11 protein-coding genes are annotated in these 15,408 nt (G+C 37.4%); 6 read left to right on the top strand and 5 right to left on the bottom strand.

What is annotated here, in order from left to right; translation table 11 throughout:
* Nucleotides 1-11 precede the first annotated feature (11 nt).
* Nucleotides 12-980: a hypothetical protein gene (locus OKW21_RS31575; RefSeq protein WP_277487936.1), complete on the top strand. Its 969-nt coding sequence runs from the start codon at nucleotides 12-14 to the stop codon at nucleotides 978-980.
* Nucleotides 981-1,012: 32 nt separating this feature from the next.
* Here the strand turns inward: OKW21_RS31575 and OKW21_RS31570 are convergent, their stop codons facing one another.
* Nucleotides 1,013-6,193 (bottom strand): BspA family leucine-rich repeat surface protein, encoded by a 5,181-nt coding sequence (locus OKW21_RS31570; protein ID WP_277487934.1) that lies wholly within the window; start codon nucleotides 6,191-6,193, stop codon nucleotides 1,013-1,015.
* 290 nt (nucleotides 6,194-6,483) lie between these two features.
* Between OKW21_RS31570 and OKW21_RS31565 the strand changes: the two genes are divergently transcribed.
* Nucleotides 6,484-7,332 carry an SUMF1/EgtB/PvdO family nonheme iron enzyme gene (locus OKW21_RS31565; RefSeq protein ID WP_277487932.1) on the top strand — a complete coding sequence of 283 codons (849 nt, stop codon included), beginning with the start codon at nucleotides 6,484-6,486 and terminating at the stop codon, nucleotides 7,330-7,332.
* Nucleotides 7,333-7,796: 464 nt separating this feature from the next.
* On the opposite strand, the gene OKW21_RS31560 is transcribed toward OKW21_RS31565, so the two are convergent.
* Both OKW21_RS31560 and OKW21_RS31555 read right to left on the bottom strand, forming a co-directional pair.
* Nucleotides 7,797-8,096: a HigA family addiction module antitoxin gene (locus OKW21_RS31560; RefSeq protein ID WP_277487931.1), complete on the bottom strand. Its 300-nt coding sequence runs from the start codon at nucleotides 8,094-8,096 to the stop codon at nucleotides 7,797-7,799.
* On the bottom strand, nucleotides 8,096-8,470 hold the full coding sequence (locus tag OKW21_RS31555; protein ID WP_277487928.1) for a type II toxin-antitoxin system RelE/ParE family toxin: 375 nt from the start codon (nucleotides 8,468-8,470) through the stop codon (nucleotides 8,096-8,098). The genes OKW21_RS31560 and OKW21_RS31555 overlap by 1 nt, the downstream gene beginning before the upstream one ends.
* A gap of 722 nt (nucleotides 8,471-9,192) precedes the next feature.
* Here OKW21_RS31555 and OKW21_RS31550 point away from each other — a divergent pair.
* From OKW21_RS31550 to OKW21_RS31535, 4 genes are read left to right on the top strand one after another with little or no spacing between them, the layout of a single operon-like run.
* Nucleotides 9,193-10,242 carry a replication initiation protein gene (locus tag OKW21_RS31550; protein WP_277487926.1) on the top strand — a complete coding sequence of 350 codons (1,050 nt, stop codon included), beginning with the start codon at nucleotides 9,193-9,195 and terminating at the stop codon, nucleotides 10,240-10,242.
* 50 nt (nucleotides 10,243-10,292) lie between these two features.
* Nucleotides 10,293-11,045, top strand: coding sequence for a ParA family protein (locus tag OKW21_RS31545; RefSeq protein WP_277487924.1), 753 nt, complete (start codon nucleotides 10,293-10,295; stop codon nucleotides 11,043-11,045).
* Entirely contained in the window at nucleotides 11,038-11,928 is an 891-nt protein-coding gene (locus OKW21_RS31540; protein WP_277487922.1) for a ParB N-terminal domain-containing protein, read from the top strand. The genes OKW21_RS31545 and OKW21_RS31540 overlap by 8 nt, the downstream gene beginning before the upstream one ends.
* A 31-nt stretch (nucleotides 11,929-11,959) precedes the next feature.
* Nucleotides 11,960-12,145: a hypothetical protein gene (locus OKW21_RS31535; protein ID WP_277487920.1), complete on the top strand. Its 186-nt coding sequence runs from the start codon at nucleotides 11,960-11,962 to the stop codon at nucleotides 12,143-12,145.
* A gap of 202 nt (nucleotides 12,146-12,347) precedes the next feature.
* On the opposite strand, the gene OKW21_RS31530 is transcribed toward OKW21_RS31535, so the two are convergent.
* Together OKW21_RS31530 and OKW21_RS31525 are read right to left on the bottom strand one after the other, a co-directional pair.
* Nucleotides 12,348-14,606 (bottom strand): xanthine dehydrogenase family protein molybdopterin-binding subunit, encoded by a 2,259-nt coding sequence (locus OKW21_RS31530; RefSeq protein WP_277487919.1) that lies wholly within the window; start codon nucleotides 14,604-14,606, stop codon nucleotides 12,348-12,350.
* Between the two features lie 12 nt (nucleotides 14,607-14,618).
* Complete coding sequence (locus tag OKW21_RS31525) at nucleotides 14,619-15,074, bottom strand: (2Fe-2S)-binding protein (protein WP_277487918.1); 456 nt, start codon at nucleotides 15,072-15,074, stop codon at nucleotides 14,619-14,621.
* Between the last annotated feature and the right edge of the window lie 334 nt (nucleotides 15,075-15,408).

Raw genomic sequence — 15,408 nt, 5'->3', positions numbered from 1 at the left:
AATCTCATCCTTTGGCTGAGTGCCCTAACGGTTTTCGTATTTCCAGTCATTTACAAGAAATCATTGCTTATTTGGGCAGTGACTATGTTTTTGAGGAAGGTAGTGAGCTACTAAAGAAGCTCCTAGACGTAGATTTGTCAGCCAAGCAACTACAGAAAGTGAGTGAACATATGGGCTCCAAATTAGAGGAGGAAGCTGCTATAGAGCAAATAGAGGAGCATAAGGCAACTCAATTAGAAGCTTCTCAGCAAGTCTATACCTATGTTCAGATGGATGGTTCAATGCTATTAACCCGAGAGGAAAAATGGAAAGAAATAAAGCTAGGACGCCTATTCCAGATTCCAATTAAAGAAGCATATGCCAAGAAATATCCCAAAATTTTGCACTCAGAATATGTGGCTTATTTGGGAGATGCTGCCACTTTTTTGAAGCGATTGGACCATCATATCCCTGAGGTTAAGTGCCCCATTTTTATTGCAGATGGTGCTTCCTGGATATGGGATTGGATAGAGAAAAATCATACGAATTCTTTACAGATTCTGGACTTCTACCATGCACTACAGTATGCCTGGGACTTTGTCAAACTGGCCATTATAGATGTGAATGTACAGAAGAGCTGGATAGAAGCAATAAAAAATATCCTGCTTGATAACCGGGTTGACTATTTGTTGAGGCATTTTGAGATGCTCAAAAGTAGAGTAAAAGACGATGCTCTTTTGATGCTGGATCGCCTAATCCGCTACTATAAGCGAAATCAACATCGTATGTACTATGGCTTTTACAGAGAAAGGAAGCTGCTTATAGGTAGCGGTGCTATTGAGTCTGCTCATCGTGAGGTGATACAGCATAGACTAAAAAGATCTGGACAAAGATGGTCTAAAACAGGGGCCCAGCAGATAGCTCAGCTTAGGGTAGCCAAAAAAAGCAACCAATGGCAAAAGGTTATAAACATTGCTCAGTATGGCAAAATTGCCGCTTGAGGAAAAGTTTCATGCACCCGATTCTTACATGATTAGTTTGTTTTTAGTACTTTCTTAGTCACTATGTTAGGTCCATCTTTAATGATAAGAAAATAAAGCCCATCTTTTAAATTACTAATATCAAAAACTAGATACCTTCCTGATTTCTTATTGGAAAGGATATTCCCATTTAAATCAGTTATTTGTACATCCACAGGTGTAGTAGTTTTGACAAATAATTGCTGGTTTGTAGGGTTAGGATAAACTTCCCATTCAAATTGAAGCTCCTCTATACCTAATACTTCTTCCACTAACAAGACTGAAACCACCCAATCTTGCATAGTAGAGTCATCTTCAGCGGTTACAGTGTAAGTAACTGGAGTTGAAAAGTCTATTGTAGCATCACTTATCGGTACAGCAGTGGCTCCCTTAGAGAGAGTGAAAGAAGGAGTCAAAGCAGTGATATCTGTACCGTAAGCTACTTCCACATTAATGGTATGATTTAGGGTATCTATTATTGCTTCTCTAGTCTGTTTACTCAATTCAAAAGTAAGGAAGCTTGTAGCAGTACTTCGCTCTTCTTTATTAACTTCTTCAACTACAGAAACAGTTACGATCCATGCTTGATTGGTAGAGTCATCTTCAGCGGTTACAGTGTAAGTAACTGGAGTTGAGAAGTCTATCGTTAAGTTATTAGCTGGTACAGCTGTTGCACCTTCAGAGAGGGTGAAAGAGGGAGTTAAAGTAGTTACATCGGTACCATGATACACTTCTATGTCTATAGTGTGTTCTAACGTATCTATAAATGTTTCTTTGCTCTGCTTCTTTAATTCAAAAGAAAGAAAATTTGTAGCACCACTTAAAATTTCTTCCTCTTCTTTATCTTGATTAACAATAGAAACGGTGATTATCCAGCTTTGAACGGTAGCCCTATCTTCTGCTGTAATTATAAAAGCGACAGGATTGGTAAAATTCAACTCGGAACCACTTATAGTAGAAGTAGTTGCTCCTTTTGATAGGGTAAAAATGGGTGTTAAAGCTGTAATATCTGTACCGTTAGTTACTTCTACATTGATTGTATGATTGACTGTATCAATGACTGCTGTTACAATTTGCTCATTTATCACAAATGAAATAAAGTCTGTATCAGTACTTAGTACATCAGGCTTATCAGCAACAGAAACAGTCACAACCCAGACTTGGGAGGTGGAATCATCTTCAGCCGTTACAGTATAAACTACAGGAGCTGAGAAATCTATAGAATAGTCACTAACCGATTTAGCTTTCGCACCCTCAGACAGAGTAAAAACAGGGGCTAAAGTAGTTATGTTAGTACCGTAAGCTACTTCCACTTCAATTGTATGATTGACTGTATCAATGACTGGTTCCTTAGTCTGAGCGCTCAATTCAAAAGAAAGAAAATCAGTAGCATCATTAGCTTCTTTTGTAACAATTACAAGCCAATCCTGACTGTTGCTTCCATCTTCAGAAGTTATAGTGTAGATGACAGGACTTGTAAAGTCAACTTTATTTTCACTTGGTAAAATACTAGCACCTTCAGAAGTTGAAATTATTGGTTGAAGAGCAGTTACATCAGAATTATAACTAACTTCAATATTAATAGTATGGTTAATAGAATCAATTTGTGAATAACCAATTTGTTGGTATAGTTGAAATGTAATTAGATTATTTTCTGGACTACAATAATTCCCTCTATCAGTTATGTTCCATCCGTAGTTATTGACTAAAACCTTTCTTGCTTCAGTACCTTGGCAGTAAGAAGCAGAAGCTCCCAAATACACACTCTTTTGTACTTCTTTGGCCGCCCAACTCAATAAAACATTATCATAATTAGAACGAGATAAAGAAGTGTATGAAAACATAGAACTCATCGTTTTAACATTTCTAATATCCCAATTACCAAGGTTCTGATTAAATTCTGAAGCATAGTAGAACATCCATTTCATATTCTTAACCTTACTGACATCCCAGTTACCAATATCTTGATTAAAGCTTGCTGCATTGTAAAACATTAATTCCATGTCTGTTACTCCACTAACATTCCAGTTACCAATATCTTGATTGAATGATTCAGTAAAGCAAAACATATATCTCATATCCAAAACATTGCTGACATTCCAATGGCTAATATCCTGGTTAAATGAAGATGCATATCGAAACATAGAACTCATGTTAGTAACATTGCTCACATCCCATTGGCCAATGTTTTGATTAAAACTGGTTGCAGTATGAAACATATAGCTCATATCAGTCACATTGCTCACATCCCAATGGCTAATGTCCTGATTGAATCTTTCTGCCGATTGAAACATATATTTCATACTAGTAACTTCGCTTAAATCTGGAGCATCAGGTGCAGGAATCTTCAAGTTAGAACAGCCCCAAAAAGCTCTTTCCATGCTTTTCCATTGGATATTACCCCATTGTTCTACCGTGATAATTTTAAATTTATCGCCACTATTATTAAAATAAATTCTAGGAAAATCTCCAGAGATCGAGACTGTATAGATTCCTGGCTCAGTATAGATATGGGTAATTTCTCCAGTAACATCTGTATCTTTGTTGCCATCTCCCCAATCAATAGTATAATTATATCCCTCTCCAATAGTAGGAATGGTTACATCATTATTCCAAGTATTTCTAATTTCCCAAGTGGTAATAAATAAATTTGGAGATGGGACCTCTGACAAAAGAACTGTCCAGTTTTGAGTAGTAAATTCGTCTTCAGCTGTAACTACAAAAGTGACTGGATCGGTAAAGTCTAAAGTAGAGTTCTTACTAGGAATTGCTGTTGCTCCTTCTGAGAGAGTGAAAATTGGGGTTAATTCAGATACATCTGTTCCATAAGCTACCTCAATATTAATAATATGATTTATTGTATCAATTGTAGCTTCCTTTGTTTGAGTTTTTAATTCAAAAATAAGAAAGTCAGTTTTATTGTTAGGAGCAATAGAAACTATTACATTCCAGTTTTGAGTAGTAAATTCGTCTTCAGCTGTAACTACAAAAGTGACTGGATCGGTAAAGTCTAAAGTAGAGTTCTTACTAGGGATTGCTGTTGCTCCTTCTGAGAGAGTGAAAATTGGGGTTAATTCAGATACATCTGTTCCATAAGCTACCTCAATATTAATAATATGATTTATTGTATCAATTGTAGCTTCCTTTGTTTGAGTTTTTAATTCAAAAATAAGAAAGTCAGTATCAACATTTAAGGGAATTGGCTCAGCAACTGAAACATCTACTATCCACTCTTCTTGAGTAATTCCGTCTTTAGCAGTTATTGTATAAGTGACAGGAGAAGAAAAGTCCACCTCATCACCATTTGCTGGATAAGAAGAAGCTCCTTCATGAAGTGCAAAGCTAGGGCGAAGACTTTTTATATTTGTACCAAAGGGCACTTCAAGTGAAATAAAATGATTTGTTTCATTGATAGCTGCTTCTCTTGTTTGAATACTTAATTCAAATGAAAGGAAATTTGTAGCAGTACTACAATCTATTCCTTGATCTGTAATTAACCATCCAAATTTGCGGGTTAATTTATTTCTTGCTTCAGCCCCGTGACAGTAAGAAGAGGAAACACCGAGAGAAACAAAGGCTTGTACATTTTGGTCCGCCCATCCTATTAAAATTTTATCATAGTTAGTTGGAGATAATCCAGAACTAGAAAACATATAACTCATTATACCTACTTTCTGGATATTCCAACTACTCAAGTCTTGGTCAAAGGCCGAAGCATATTGAAACATTCTACTCATATTGATGACATTGCTCACATCCCAACTACTTAGATCCTGGTTAAATGAAGAAGCATATTGAAACATATAGCTCATGTCAGTAATGTTACTCACATTCCATCCACTAAGGTTTTGGTTGAAAGCTGAAGCTTTATAAAAAATATGGCTCATGTTTGTAAGCTTACTAACATCCCAATTGCCAATATCTTGATTAAAGGAAACTGCATTGGAAAACATACCGCCCATATCAGTTACACTACTCACATCCCAGCTCCCAATATCTTGATTAAAGGAAATTGCATTGGAAAACATACCGCTCATATTAGTTACATTACTCACATCCCAGCTACTAAGATCTTGATTATAACCTCTAGCGTAACTAAACATTACATTCATATTAATGACATTGCTAACATCCCAATTATTGATATTCTGATTGAAGACATTGGCATGGAAAAACATGGATTTCATATAAGTAACTTTGCTCACATCCCAACTACTTATCTGCCCATTAAATGATGTAGCATTATTAAACATATTACCCATGAAAGTAACGTTGCTTACATCCCAATTGTCAAGGTGTTGATTAAAGAAGCTTGCATAGGTAAACATAGATCCCATACTTGTAACGTTACTCACATCCCAATTGCCAATATCTTGATTGAAGCGAGTAGCATGTGAAAACATATGATCCATACTTGTAACGTTGCTCACATCCCAATTGCCAATGTACTGATTAAAAGATTTAGCATAGTAAAACATATATCTCATATCGGTAACATTGCTGACATTCCAATTGCCAATGTACTGGTTGAAGGATTCTGCATAATGAAACATAGAGTACATTTTAGTAACATTGCTGACATTCCAGTCACTAATAGCTTGGTTAAAATCTCTAGCAAAGAGAAACATATAGCTCATATCGGTAACATTCCGAACATCCCAACTATTAATTTTCTGGTTGAATTTTACAGCACGATAAAACGTTTTACTCATGTTTGTCACACTGCTAACGTCCCAACTACTAATGTCTTGATTGAAGCTTTCAGCATAGTAAAACATGGAACTCATGTTTGTCACATTGCTCAAGTCAGGCCTGTCAGTAGCAGGTATTGTTAGATTGGAACAGCCACTAAAGGCACTTTCCATGCTTTTCCACTGGATATCTCCCCATTGTTCTACCGTTAAAATTTTGTCTTTATCTCCCTCATTATTAAAATAAATATGTGGAAAATCCCCTGTTATAGACACCGTATAAATCCTAGTGCTGTCATAAATATGAGAGATATTACCCGTCACACCAATGTCTACTTTACCATCGCCCCAATCTACAATATAGTTGTATCCTTCACCTTTAGTAGGAATAGTAATTTGCAGGTCCGAAGAAATATTCCAAGTACTAATAAAAGGTCTTTGTGCCCAAGCAACTTGTGTGAAAAAGATGCAGTACAAAAGAAATAGCCGCATAATGCTATTCATAGAAATAAAATTATAATTAATATAATTAAAGTACCAAATTATTAAAACTAATGATCAGTAATGAAGGTAAATAGAGAGAAATGGTACATGTAGGTGTGGGTGAAAAAACAGATGTTTCCTTAAAAAAAACTATTTATTAACCTTTATAAAGGAATAAAATTTAGGACGACACAGTGTCTTGTCCTGTGTTAAAAAGGTCCCTTTTCCATACATATAACCTAAGTTCTTTATTGTTACACTAAGCACATAGTGAAAACAACATTAAATTGCATGCTTATAATGCAATTCATATGGCCAGATATGTTCTTCTAATTCTTTTTACTGCTTCCATTTTTACACACTGTACTACCTCACGCCCATGGGGTACAACTTGGGTAAAAGGTTTTTTTGCTGATGATACTGAAATCACTGTAGCTGAATGGCTAGAATTTGTGTATTATCAAGACTTAGCATATTATGAAAACTACAACAGAAAGAAGGTGATAGCGCCAACAAATTTTTTTCCTGATATTGCTCTATTGCCAGATCTCGCTTTTCTTGATAATGATTTAAAAGCCCTTTTTTATCAACAGAACGAGAAACAGTTATATTTTACTCAACTTGGAGTTTCTAGGGCTATTTACCTCCCAATCCCAAAAAGCATAGAGGGAAACACCAAAAAAATTGATTCTATTCTCTCATGCCCTATTTCAGGAATCACATATGATCAAGCAAATGAATTTTGCACCTGGAGAACGAAAGTCGAAAACATCAAACTTGGAAAAAACTCAAAATTTCATTTTCATTTGCCTACTCTTGAAGAGTATGAAATTATGAACACCAAAGAAGATAGTTTATTAACTACTAAAACTACACTGTGTTCTACTTTCAATTATGCTTCATGTACTACATGTGCAGATAGAAAAATTCAAAGGGCACTTGAAAATTGTGGTACTCAAGCTTTACCTGTAGCATCTTTTAAAGGTAACAAATATGGGTTATATGATATTCAAGGTAATTTATGTGAGATGACAATACGAGATGGGGTCAGCTATGGAGGGAGTTATTTACATGCTGCCCGATTTAGTATAGAAGGACAGACAATTTCATATAAGCAAGCGAAAAAATGGGTTGGCTTTCGTACAGTATATAAAAAATAATCTTTGAGGATTTTTCTCTCTTGATTAGCCTCTCCCCTATTCCACCATAAAAAAGTGCTACTTTTTTTCGGGTGTTTGGTATGCAAACCCAGTGCTTCATTCATAGTACTAAATGGTACTGGTGATCATGAGTTTTCTAACATGAGCATTTAGGAAGACTGCTAAATACGATCCAGTTGGAAAGCCATTTTAATGGTAAATCATTATAAAATAAACCCTCCTTTTTCCAGTAATGATTAACTGTAAAAATTGATTGGATGCAAAGTTAATAAGACAAAGTAGACTTTTCTCTCACCTCTCTCCTACTCTTTTTTCAACTAAATACATAAGCTAGATACATATGTAAATTTTTAGCAACCAGAAGCCACCTTAACCAGCAACCAAGTCAATCTCGAGAGTGAACATGACTTCTTCACTTTGGCTCATTATCTGGATGGAATTAATGAAGCTCTAACCATATATTTTTAGACACTCGCTTTTTCTAACCTTACTTTATCAAGATCGTACTCGGCTTGCAGTCGCACCCAAAAGCTAGCACTGATTTCCAGCAGAGTCTCTAATTTTAAAGCCATAGATGGGCTAATATTTCTTTTTCCGTGAATAATTTCATTGAGATGGGAAGCTTTCATGCCAAGCTCCTTTGCAAAAGCATTTTGAGGTATCTCACGTGCTTCTAGTTCATCCAAAAGAATTTCACCCGGATGAATAGGCTCCGCACTTTGAACCTCGACTCCATTTTTGTCTACTACTTTATAATTTGCCATTATTCGTAATGTTTACTGAGTTCTGTAATTGAAATCACTTTTTCAATTTGAAGCTGATCGTCTTTGATCCTAAAGAGGACTCGATATTGTTTATTGACCCTAACAGAAAATAGTCCTTGGAGATTACCACTTAAAGCTTCAAAATTCAGGCTCCTAAAACTTCTTAGCCCTTGAATACCATTTACCATCTGTAACACTCTTACAGTCTTACGATACTGTTTGACTACAGTAGCCTGATACTTTGGCTTTCCCTTAGGTTTACCTTTGTAAAGATCCAGCAAATATTCATCTTCAAATTCAACAATCATCCATTCAAAATTATTCCCAACTTTAGGGAATTTCAGCCATATTAACAAACGCAGCAAATGAGGCATAGGTTATGATCCTGAATAAGTGAGAAAGTGTCTCACTTATTTGCCAAGATGAATGAGAAGTTTTACATGGACAAAAGAGATTAATGAAGATTGCTATCGGTTTCTGATCTAAGCAACCATCTTACGGGCCAATTCAATTAAATAAACTTAAACGTCGAATTTGTAATAGTTTGTTGGAAGTGAAGGGTATTTTGCGTCGAATTTGTAATAGTTTAAAGTCAATAAACAAAAGAAATACGGCTTTTGAGCTAGAAAAGAACAATTGGGATCGAAAATGTAATAGACGTCGAATTTGTAATAGAATAAGTCGAAAATGTATTAGTAAAGCGTCGAATTCGTAATACTTTGCGTCGAGAATGTAATAGAATTAATCGAAAATGTAATAGTAATGGCATGTAAACAACTGTTAATCAGATGCTTACTGCACCCTATAAACATATATAAATATTAATAAATTAAAATAAACTTTATTTATTTAGTATTGAATAAACAGTCTGAGAAGATATTAATTGTTAAAAAAAAATTATTATCAATTCTAACTATTACAATTTCGATGTAAAAACCCAAAATAAAATCTCATAAGTCAAAAATCGACTGGAATACGGGTTATTTAAATTTTCCGAACTATTACAAATTCGACGACAAATTACAATGAACGTTAAACTTCGTATGTTGAAGTAGCCAAAATATTATAAATTGACCTTTGGAATTACATAAACTCTATGCTTGTAGAATATCACAATCCGCGAAAGCTAGTAGTACAACACAAAAAACTCATAAATGCTCGTTTTGACATGAGTTTAAACGAGCTGAGAATATTTGTTTATATGCTGTTGCAGATTAGAAAAGACGATAAAGAGTTTAGAGATATTCGTATCCCCTGTCAAATGTTACAAAGTGCGAAGAAGTCAATTCACTATACAGAAATTAAGGCAGCGACACATGAACTCACTAGGAAGAGTTTACAGATAGAACAGACTATCAAGGGAGGTAGAAAAAAATGGGAGTCTATTCCTTTAATGAGCATCTGCTCATACACTGAGGGTGAAGGATATATTGTAGCATGTTTTAATGCCAAAGCGGCTCCATATCTATTAAATTTATCAGAGAATTTTAAAGCAGTAGAATATCAGAGGTGGAATAATCTCAATAGTGTTTACTCCTACCGATTCTTTTGGTTCCTGGTACAGTTCGAAGACTCAGGGTATTTTGAGGTTAGAGTGGACGAACTAAAAGAGATGTTGCATTTAGAAAAAAAGTATAAACTTTATTCAAACTTCAAAAATAGGGTACTGATACCTGTACAGGAAGACCTAGAAAAAAATAACTATCCTTTTACTTTCAGAGAAGATAAATGCGGGACGCGAAAAGTAGTTAAGCTAAAGTTTTTCTTTGGTAAGAAAATAGGGTTCAATAAAAAGGAAAAAGCTAAAAGAATACCTAAGTCTCAGTTAAAAAATGGACAGCAAATCATAAATTTAGATAGCGGAATACATTCTGTTACTCACGTCTCTCGCAGAAAAGAAAAGACTACAAATTTGGATCAACTAAGCAAATGGATGCTTCAATTAGGCTTCTCTATTGCAGAAGTTTCTCACTACAAAGAAAAAATTGAACATAAAGAGCTTAGAAAGAGTGTTTATGGATTGCAAGCTAATTATGTAGGTAGCGAAAGGTCTTTACTTGAAGTATACAAGATAAGTAAAGAGTGCTTGGATAATCTATTAGAAAATGAGGAGAAGAGTAGCGAGACAAAATCTCAAGAGCATTAGACATGATATTCATGCTCCAAAAGCTGTAACATTTTAATTAATCATTTAGTATGGTCATCAAAAGTATAATTAATCATAAAGGAGGAGTTGGGAAAACTACCACCACTCTTAACTTGGGAAAAGCCCTTTCAATTGAAGGTTATAAAGTATTGATTGTTGATATTGACCCTCAAGCAAATTTATCACAATCAGTAGGAATTGAAGATCCAGAGCAAAGTATTTATCATACCTTTTGTGAAGATAAACCTCTTCCAATTGTACGACTTAGTGAAACTCTTGACATTGTTCCTTCAGACCTAGATTTGACAGTAGCTGAAAGTAAATTACAAGCCTTACAAGTCAAGGGGTATCTTGCTTTAAAAAATGCACTGGCAGCTGTTAAAAATGAGTATGATTATGTTCTAATTGATTGTCCTCCCTCCTTGGGTATATTAACAAATAATGCTTTACTAGCTTCAACTGATGTAATGATTGTTTTACAAAGTCAATATCTGCCTACAAAGGGAATGGACACCATTATGGCAGCAGTAGAAAGTGCTAAAGGTCTTAATTCAACCCTCAATGTATCAGGTATCCTAATTACACAAATTGATCATACTGTAATGAGTAAAAGCATTATCGATGCAGTTCGTGATACTTATAATGGTTTAGTGTATCAATCTATGATACGAAGGAATATTTCTGTCGTTGAAGCAAGCTCACTAAAACAAGATATTTTTTCCTACGATAGTAAATGTGCAGCCGCTGAAGATTATAAATCACTAACCAAAGAGATGTTGGGTAAATTAGTATATCATGGCTAAGAGTAAGAGAGAAAAGTTGAGCGTTGCCCTATTTAAGGGTGCAGAAAATGATATAAAAAACAATATTACTATTGATCCAGAACTGGATGGTCTCATTCCTCCTCTTTCAGAAGATGAATTAGAACAGCTTGAAGTGAGCCTCAAACAAGAAGGCTGTAGAGAGCCATTGATAGTATGGCAATCGGGAGATAGCTTTATTTTGATAGATGGTCACAACCGATATAGGCTATGTCAAAAAAATAATATCAAATTTGATATTCGTCTTAAAAACTTCAATAATAAAGGAGAAGTTAAAGATTGGATGATAGGTAATCAGATGGCTCGACGAAATCTTACTCCTTTACAAATGAGCTACCTAAGAGGGATCAGGTATGAAAACGAAAAGTATACCTGGGGTGGAAATAGAGAGCGAAAAGAAGCAAATGGACAAGATGTCCACTTGCACTCTCCTACTGCTGCGAAACTATCCGAAGAGTATGGTGTAAACGAAAAAACTATTCGCAGAGATGGTCAATTTGCATTGGCGTTGGAAAAATTGACTGGTAATGATCAGGATTTACGATGGAATATTCTTAATGGAAATATCAAAGCAGGTAAAAAAACCATTACTAGCTTAGTAGATAGTGAACCTAAATATCTCAAGCAGATTCAGAAGAAATTACGAGATACAGATAGTCTGGAAAAGACTATTACCCTGCTGCAAAATGAGTCAATGGAAGAGGAGGAAGCTCCTGATAGCGACAAGATCAAAGCACTAAAAAAATCATTAGCATCTCTTACCAATAAGGCATTAAAAATGAGTAAAGGTGACCCAAAACGTAAAGAAATAATCAAAGAGTTAAGACAAAATTTCAAAGAGTTTTTAAAGATATTAGAGAGCTGATAACTCGTTTATCTTTCAAAATTCAGAAGAGATGAAAGCATACGAAGAAAGGTTAAAGATCTATAGAGATCAATTCAGTGTAATTGAAACTGCTAAAAAAGAAGGGGCTAGTGAAAGAGAATTTGAGATAGCCAGATCAATGAAAAAGTATGGTGACCGCATTGAAAAAATATCAACAATCACTGGGTTAAATAAAGAAGAGATAGAGAAATTATAAAAAGAAGAAATCACTGAAAGCGTTAAATTTAATTAACATTAACGGATTCAGGGGTAGGGTATAGGTTGTTTAACATATAAGCGATTATTGAACCGTAGTGTGAAAGTTGTAGTATATCAGCACCCTCAATTTTAAAAAAACATAACCGTATCCTGCTCTTGAAGATACGGTTATAAAGCTTCAATTCTTTCATTTCTCACATCTACATCTGCAATTCGGAAGTATCTAAATTTTGTGCAAAAGGCTGGTTATAAAAACGCTTGCCTGTGGCCTGATACAAAGCATTGGCGACTGCTGCAAATACCGGGGGAAACAAAGGTTCACCCAGACCGGTAGGGGCGTGTTCATTCTGTACAAAATGAACTTCAATGGATTTGGGAGCTTCTTTTTGGCGGATCATGCGATACTGGTCAAAGTTCTTTTTCTGAGGTACGCCATCTATAAAAGTCAACTCACCAAAGAAAGCATTGCCAATACCATCCACGATAGCCCCTTCGCCCATATTTACAGCAGCATCAGGATTGACTACGATGCCACAATCTACAGCAGCGTAGACATTTTCCACTTTGGGCATGTTGTCCTCCATCTTCAGATCCAGCACCTCAGCTACATAGCTGTTATGGCAGAAATAAGCAGACACACCCCGATGTACACCAGCAGGCTTTTCATTCCATTTGGACTTTTCCTTCACCAGCTTCAAAACGCCAGCGTAACGGTCAGGGTCATAATCATTGTCCTCACCTACCGGATTATTTTTGGCCCGCTCCAGAAGCTCCAGGCGAAAATCAATCGGGTCTTTACCAGCCTGTTCTGCCAGTTCATCCAGGAAGGATTGCTCTGCTCCGGCAATAAAGTTGGAACGAGGAGCACGAAAGGCCCCAATGGTAATGTTGGAGTTAAGCGCCCATCCTTCGGCCAGGTAGTTATCTACCGCACCAGCAGGAAAGCGGTCTGCATGCACGGCATGTTCAGGTATTCCTCCGCCTTTGACGTGGAAGGCTATCAGATTGTTATTTTCATCCAAGGCTGCCCGGTATGTAGCGGTGTAGGTAGGTCGGTAGATACCGTAGGTCATATCATCCTCACGAGTATAGATCATCTTGACCGGTGCCTTCACCTTTTGGGAAATGAGCGCTGCTTCTACCATGTGATGTCCGTAGGCCCGCTGTCCAAATCCTCCTCCCATTCTAGCCAGATTAATCTGTATATTTTCCCGGGGTATTTTCAAACAGGCGGAGATTGCCTGCATGGTGAATTCCGGTGCCTGGGTGGGACCATAGACCTCAGCCTTATCAGCAGTGACGTTGGCAAAGCAGTTCATCGGCTCCATACAGTTGTGCGCCAGGTAAGGCGCATTGTAAGTACGCTCAATGACTTTGGCAGCGTTTTTAAAGGCTCCCTCCGGATCACCATCCCTTCTGAGCTCCTGCGCCTTCTTCCTGCCCATTTCTTCCATCTGTGCTTTGTGTCCGTCGGTACTTTCAATACCACCGGGAATCAGTATGGTCTCTTTACCACGCCATCCGGCTACTGTCACTTCTTTGTCAGGGGCTTCTTCCCACTCTGCTTTCAAGGCCTTTTTAGCGTTCATCACCTCCCAGGTAGTGTTTCCTACAATGGCGATCAGTTCGGTGAAAGAGGTGGTGTCAAAGCCGTTTCTTTCGTAATCGTCGGGAAGGGTCTCAAATACAAAAACATCGCGGATGCCGGGCATGGATTTGACTGCATTGGTATCCACTGACTTTACTTTCAGACCAAAGGCAGGAGGATGGGCGATCATGGCAATCAGCATGCCTTCCTCATCACGATCCATGGCAAACATGGGCTTGCCGGTCACGATGTTTTGTCCTTCTACATTTTTCTTGGAATGGCCTATGATGTTAAAATTTTTGACATCTTTTAATTCCACTTCTTCGGGTACATCCAGCGTTGCTGCCAGGGAAGCCACTTCTCCATAACCTGATTTTTTGCCGCTAGCTTTATGGAGCAATGTACCAGCATCGGTAGTGATTTCTTCGACAGGCACCTTCCAGTTTTGCGCAGCAGCCATCACCAGCATTTGCCGGGCTGTAGCTCCTGCTGTACGTAAGGGCGTCCACCCCTGACGAATGCCCTGGCTACCTCCGGTAAACTGGCGATCAAATCGTTCGGGATAAAAATTGGCTTGCGCTACAATCACATTCTTCCAATCCACACCCAACTCATCGGCCAGAATCATCGGCATGGAAGTTTTGACATTGGAGCCAAATTCAGGATTAGGCGACATTAAAGTTACCACTCCATTGTCTCCTATTTTGATATAGCTGTTTAGTTCAAACCATTCTTTGGGCATGGCCAAGGTCTCTTCCTCTGTGGGGTTACATCCCGCCAGCCAACTAAAGCTAAGCATCATACCTCCACCGGCTAGGGCAGAAGCTTTCATGAAAGACCTTCTATTCATATTTGTTTTTACGCGTGTCATAGGCTGGTAAGTTTATAGAGTTGTGGCTGTTTTGATGGCTTTTTTAATCCTGGTGTAAGTACCACAGCGGCAGATATTACCATTCATGGCTGTCTCTATTTCTTCATCGTTAGGATTAGCGTTCTTGTCCAGGAGGGCTGCTGCTGTCATGATCTGACCAGCCTGGCAATAGCCGCACTGGGGGACATCATGCTCCAGCCATGCTTTCTGCACCGGATGGTCTCCCTTTTCAGAAAGTCCTTCTATGGTTGTAATAGCTTGATCACCTACTGCTGAAACAGGTAATTGACAGGAGCGTACCGCTGTTCCATTCAGATGTACCGTACAGGCACCACATTGGGCTATGCCACAGCCATATTTAGTGCCTACCAATTTGAGATGATCTCTTAACACCCAAAGCATGGGCGTGCTTGGATCAACATCTACCTGCTGTGTCTTTCCGTTGATATTCAGGTTAAAAGTTGCCATGGTAATAATCTGGGTTTTATGAGTTTTTGCAGAAATAATAATATCAAGTATAAAATAGTGTTGAGTTATAAGAATATATGAGTTAAAGAATGATCATGCACAATAGACTTACCAGGAATGCTTCTTTTCCATGCATATGGATGTTTAATGTTGATTTCTTATAACAAGACTTCTTTAAAAACCTGATCGCTGGTACTATCCCGATGATGAATGGGGCCTGAGCGGAATTTCAAGTAACCGGCAGCTCTTTGCGTAAATTTTCCCATAACCTCAGCAATGATGGCAATGGCGATCTCTTCAGGAGTCTCCGCACCTATGTCCAGACCAATGGGGG

Source organism: Catalinimonas alkaloidigena, assembly GCF_029504655.1.
Lineage (GTDB): Bacteria > Bacteroidota > Bacteroidia > Cytophagales > Cyclobacteriaceae > Catalinimonas > Catalinimonas alkaloidigena.
This window is presented reverse-complemented; position numbering and strand designations above follow the sequence as displayed.

Excerpts from the sequence above, each read along its gene's own strand:
- OKW21_RS31540 (WP_277487922.1), top strand. The coding sequence starts at position 11,038 with ATGGCTAAGAGTAAGAGAGAAAAGTTGAGCGTTGCCCTATTTAAGGGT.
- OKW21_RS31550 (WP_277487926.1), top strand. The coding sequence starts at position 9,193 with ATGCTTGTAGAATATCACAATCCGCGAAAGCTAGTAGTACAACACAAA.
- OKW21_RS31560 (WP_277487931.1), bottom strand. The coding sequence starts at position 8,096 with ATGGCAAATTATAAAGTAGTAGACAAAAATGGAGTCGAGGTTCAAAGT.
- OKW21_RS31555 (WP_277487928.1), bottom strand. The coding sequence starts at position 8,470 with ATGCCTCATTTGCTGCGTTTGTTAATATGGCTGAAATTCCCTAAAGTT.
- OKW21_RS31570 (WP_277487934.1), bottom strand. The coding sequence starts at position 6,193 with ATGAATAGCATTATGCGGCTATTTCTTTTGTACTGCATCTTTTTCACA.
- OKW21_RS31525 (WP_277487918.1), bottom strand. The coding sequence starts at position 15,074 with ATGGCAACTTTTAACCTGAATATCAACGGAAAGACACAGCAGGTAGAT.
- OKW21_RS31565 (WP_277487932.1), top strand. The coding sequence starts at position 6,484 with ATGGCCAGATATGTTCTTCTAATTCTTTTTACTGCTTCCATTTTTACA.
- OKW21_RS31545 (WP_277487924.1), top strand. The coding sequence starts at position 10,293 with ATGGTCATCAAAAGTATAATTAATCATAAAGGAGGAGTTGGGAAAACT.
- OKW21_RS31530 (WP_277487919.1), bottom strand. The coding sequence starts at position 14,606 with ATGACACGCGTAAAAACAAATATGAATAGAAGGTCTTTCATGAAAGCT.
- OKW21_RS31535 (WP_277487920.1), top strand. The coding sequence starts at position 11,960 with ATGAAAGCATACGAAGAAAGGTTAAAGATCTATAGAGATCAATTCAGT.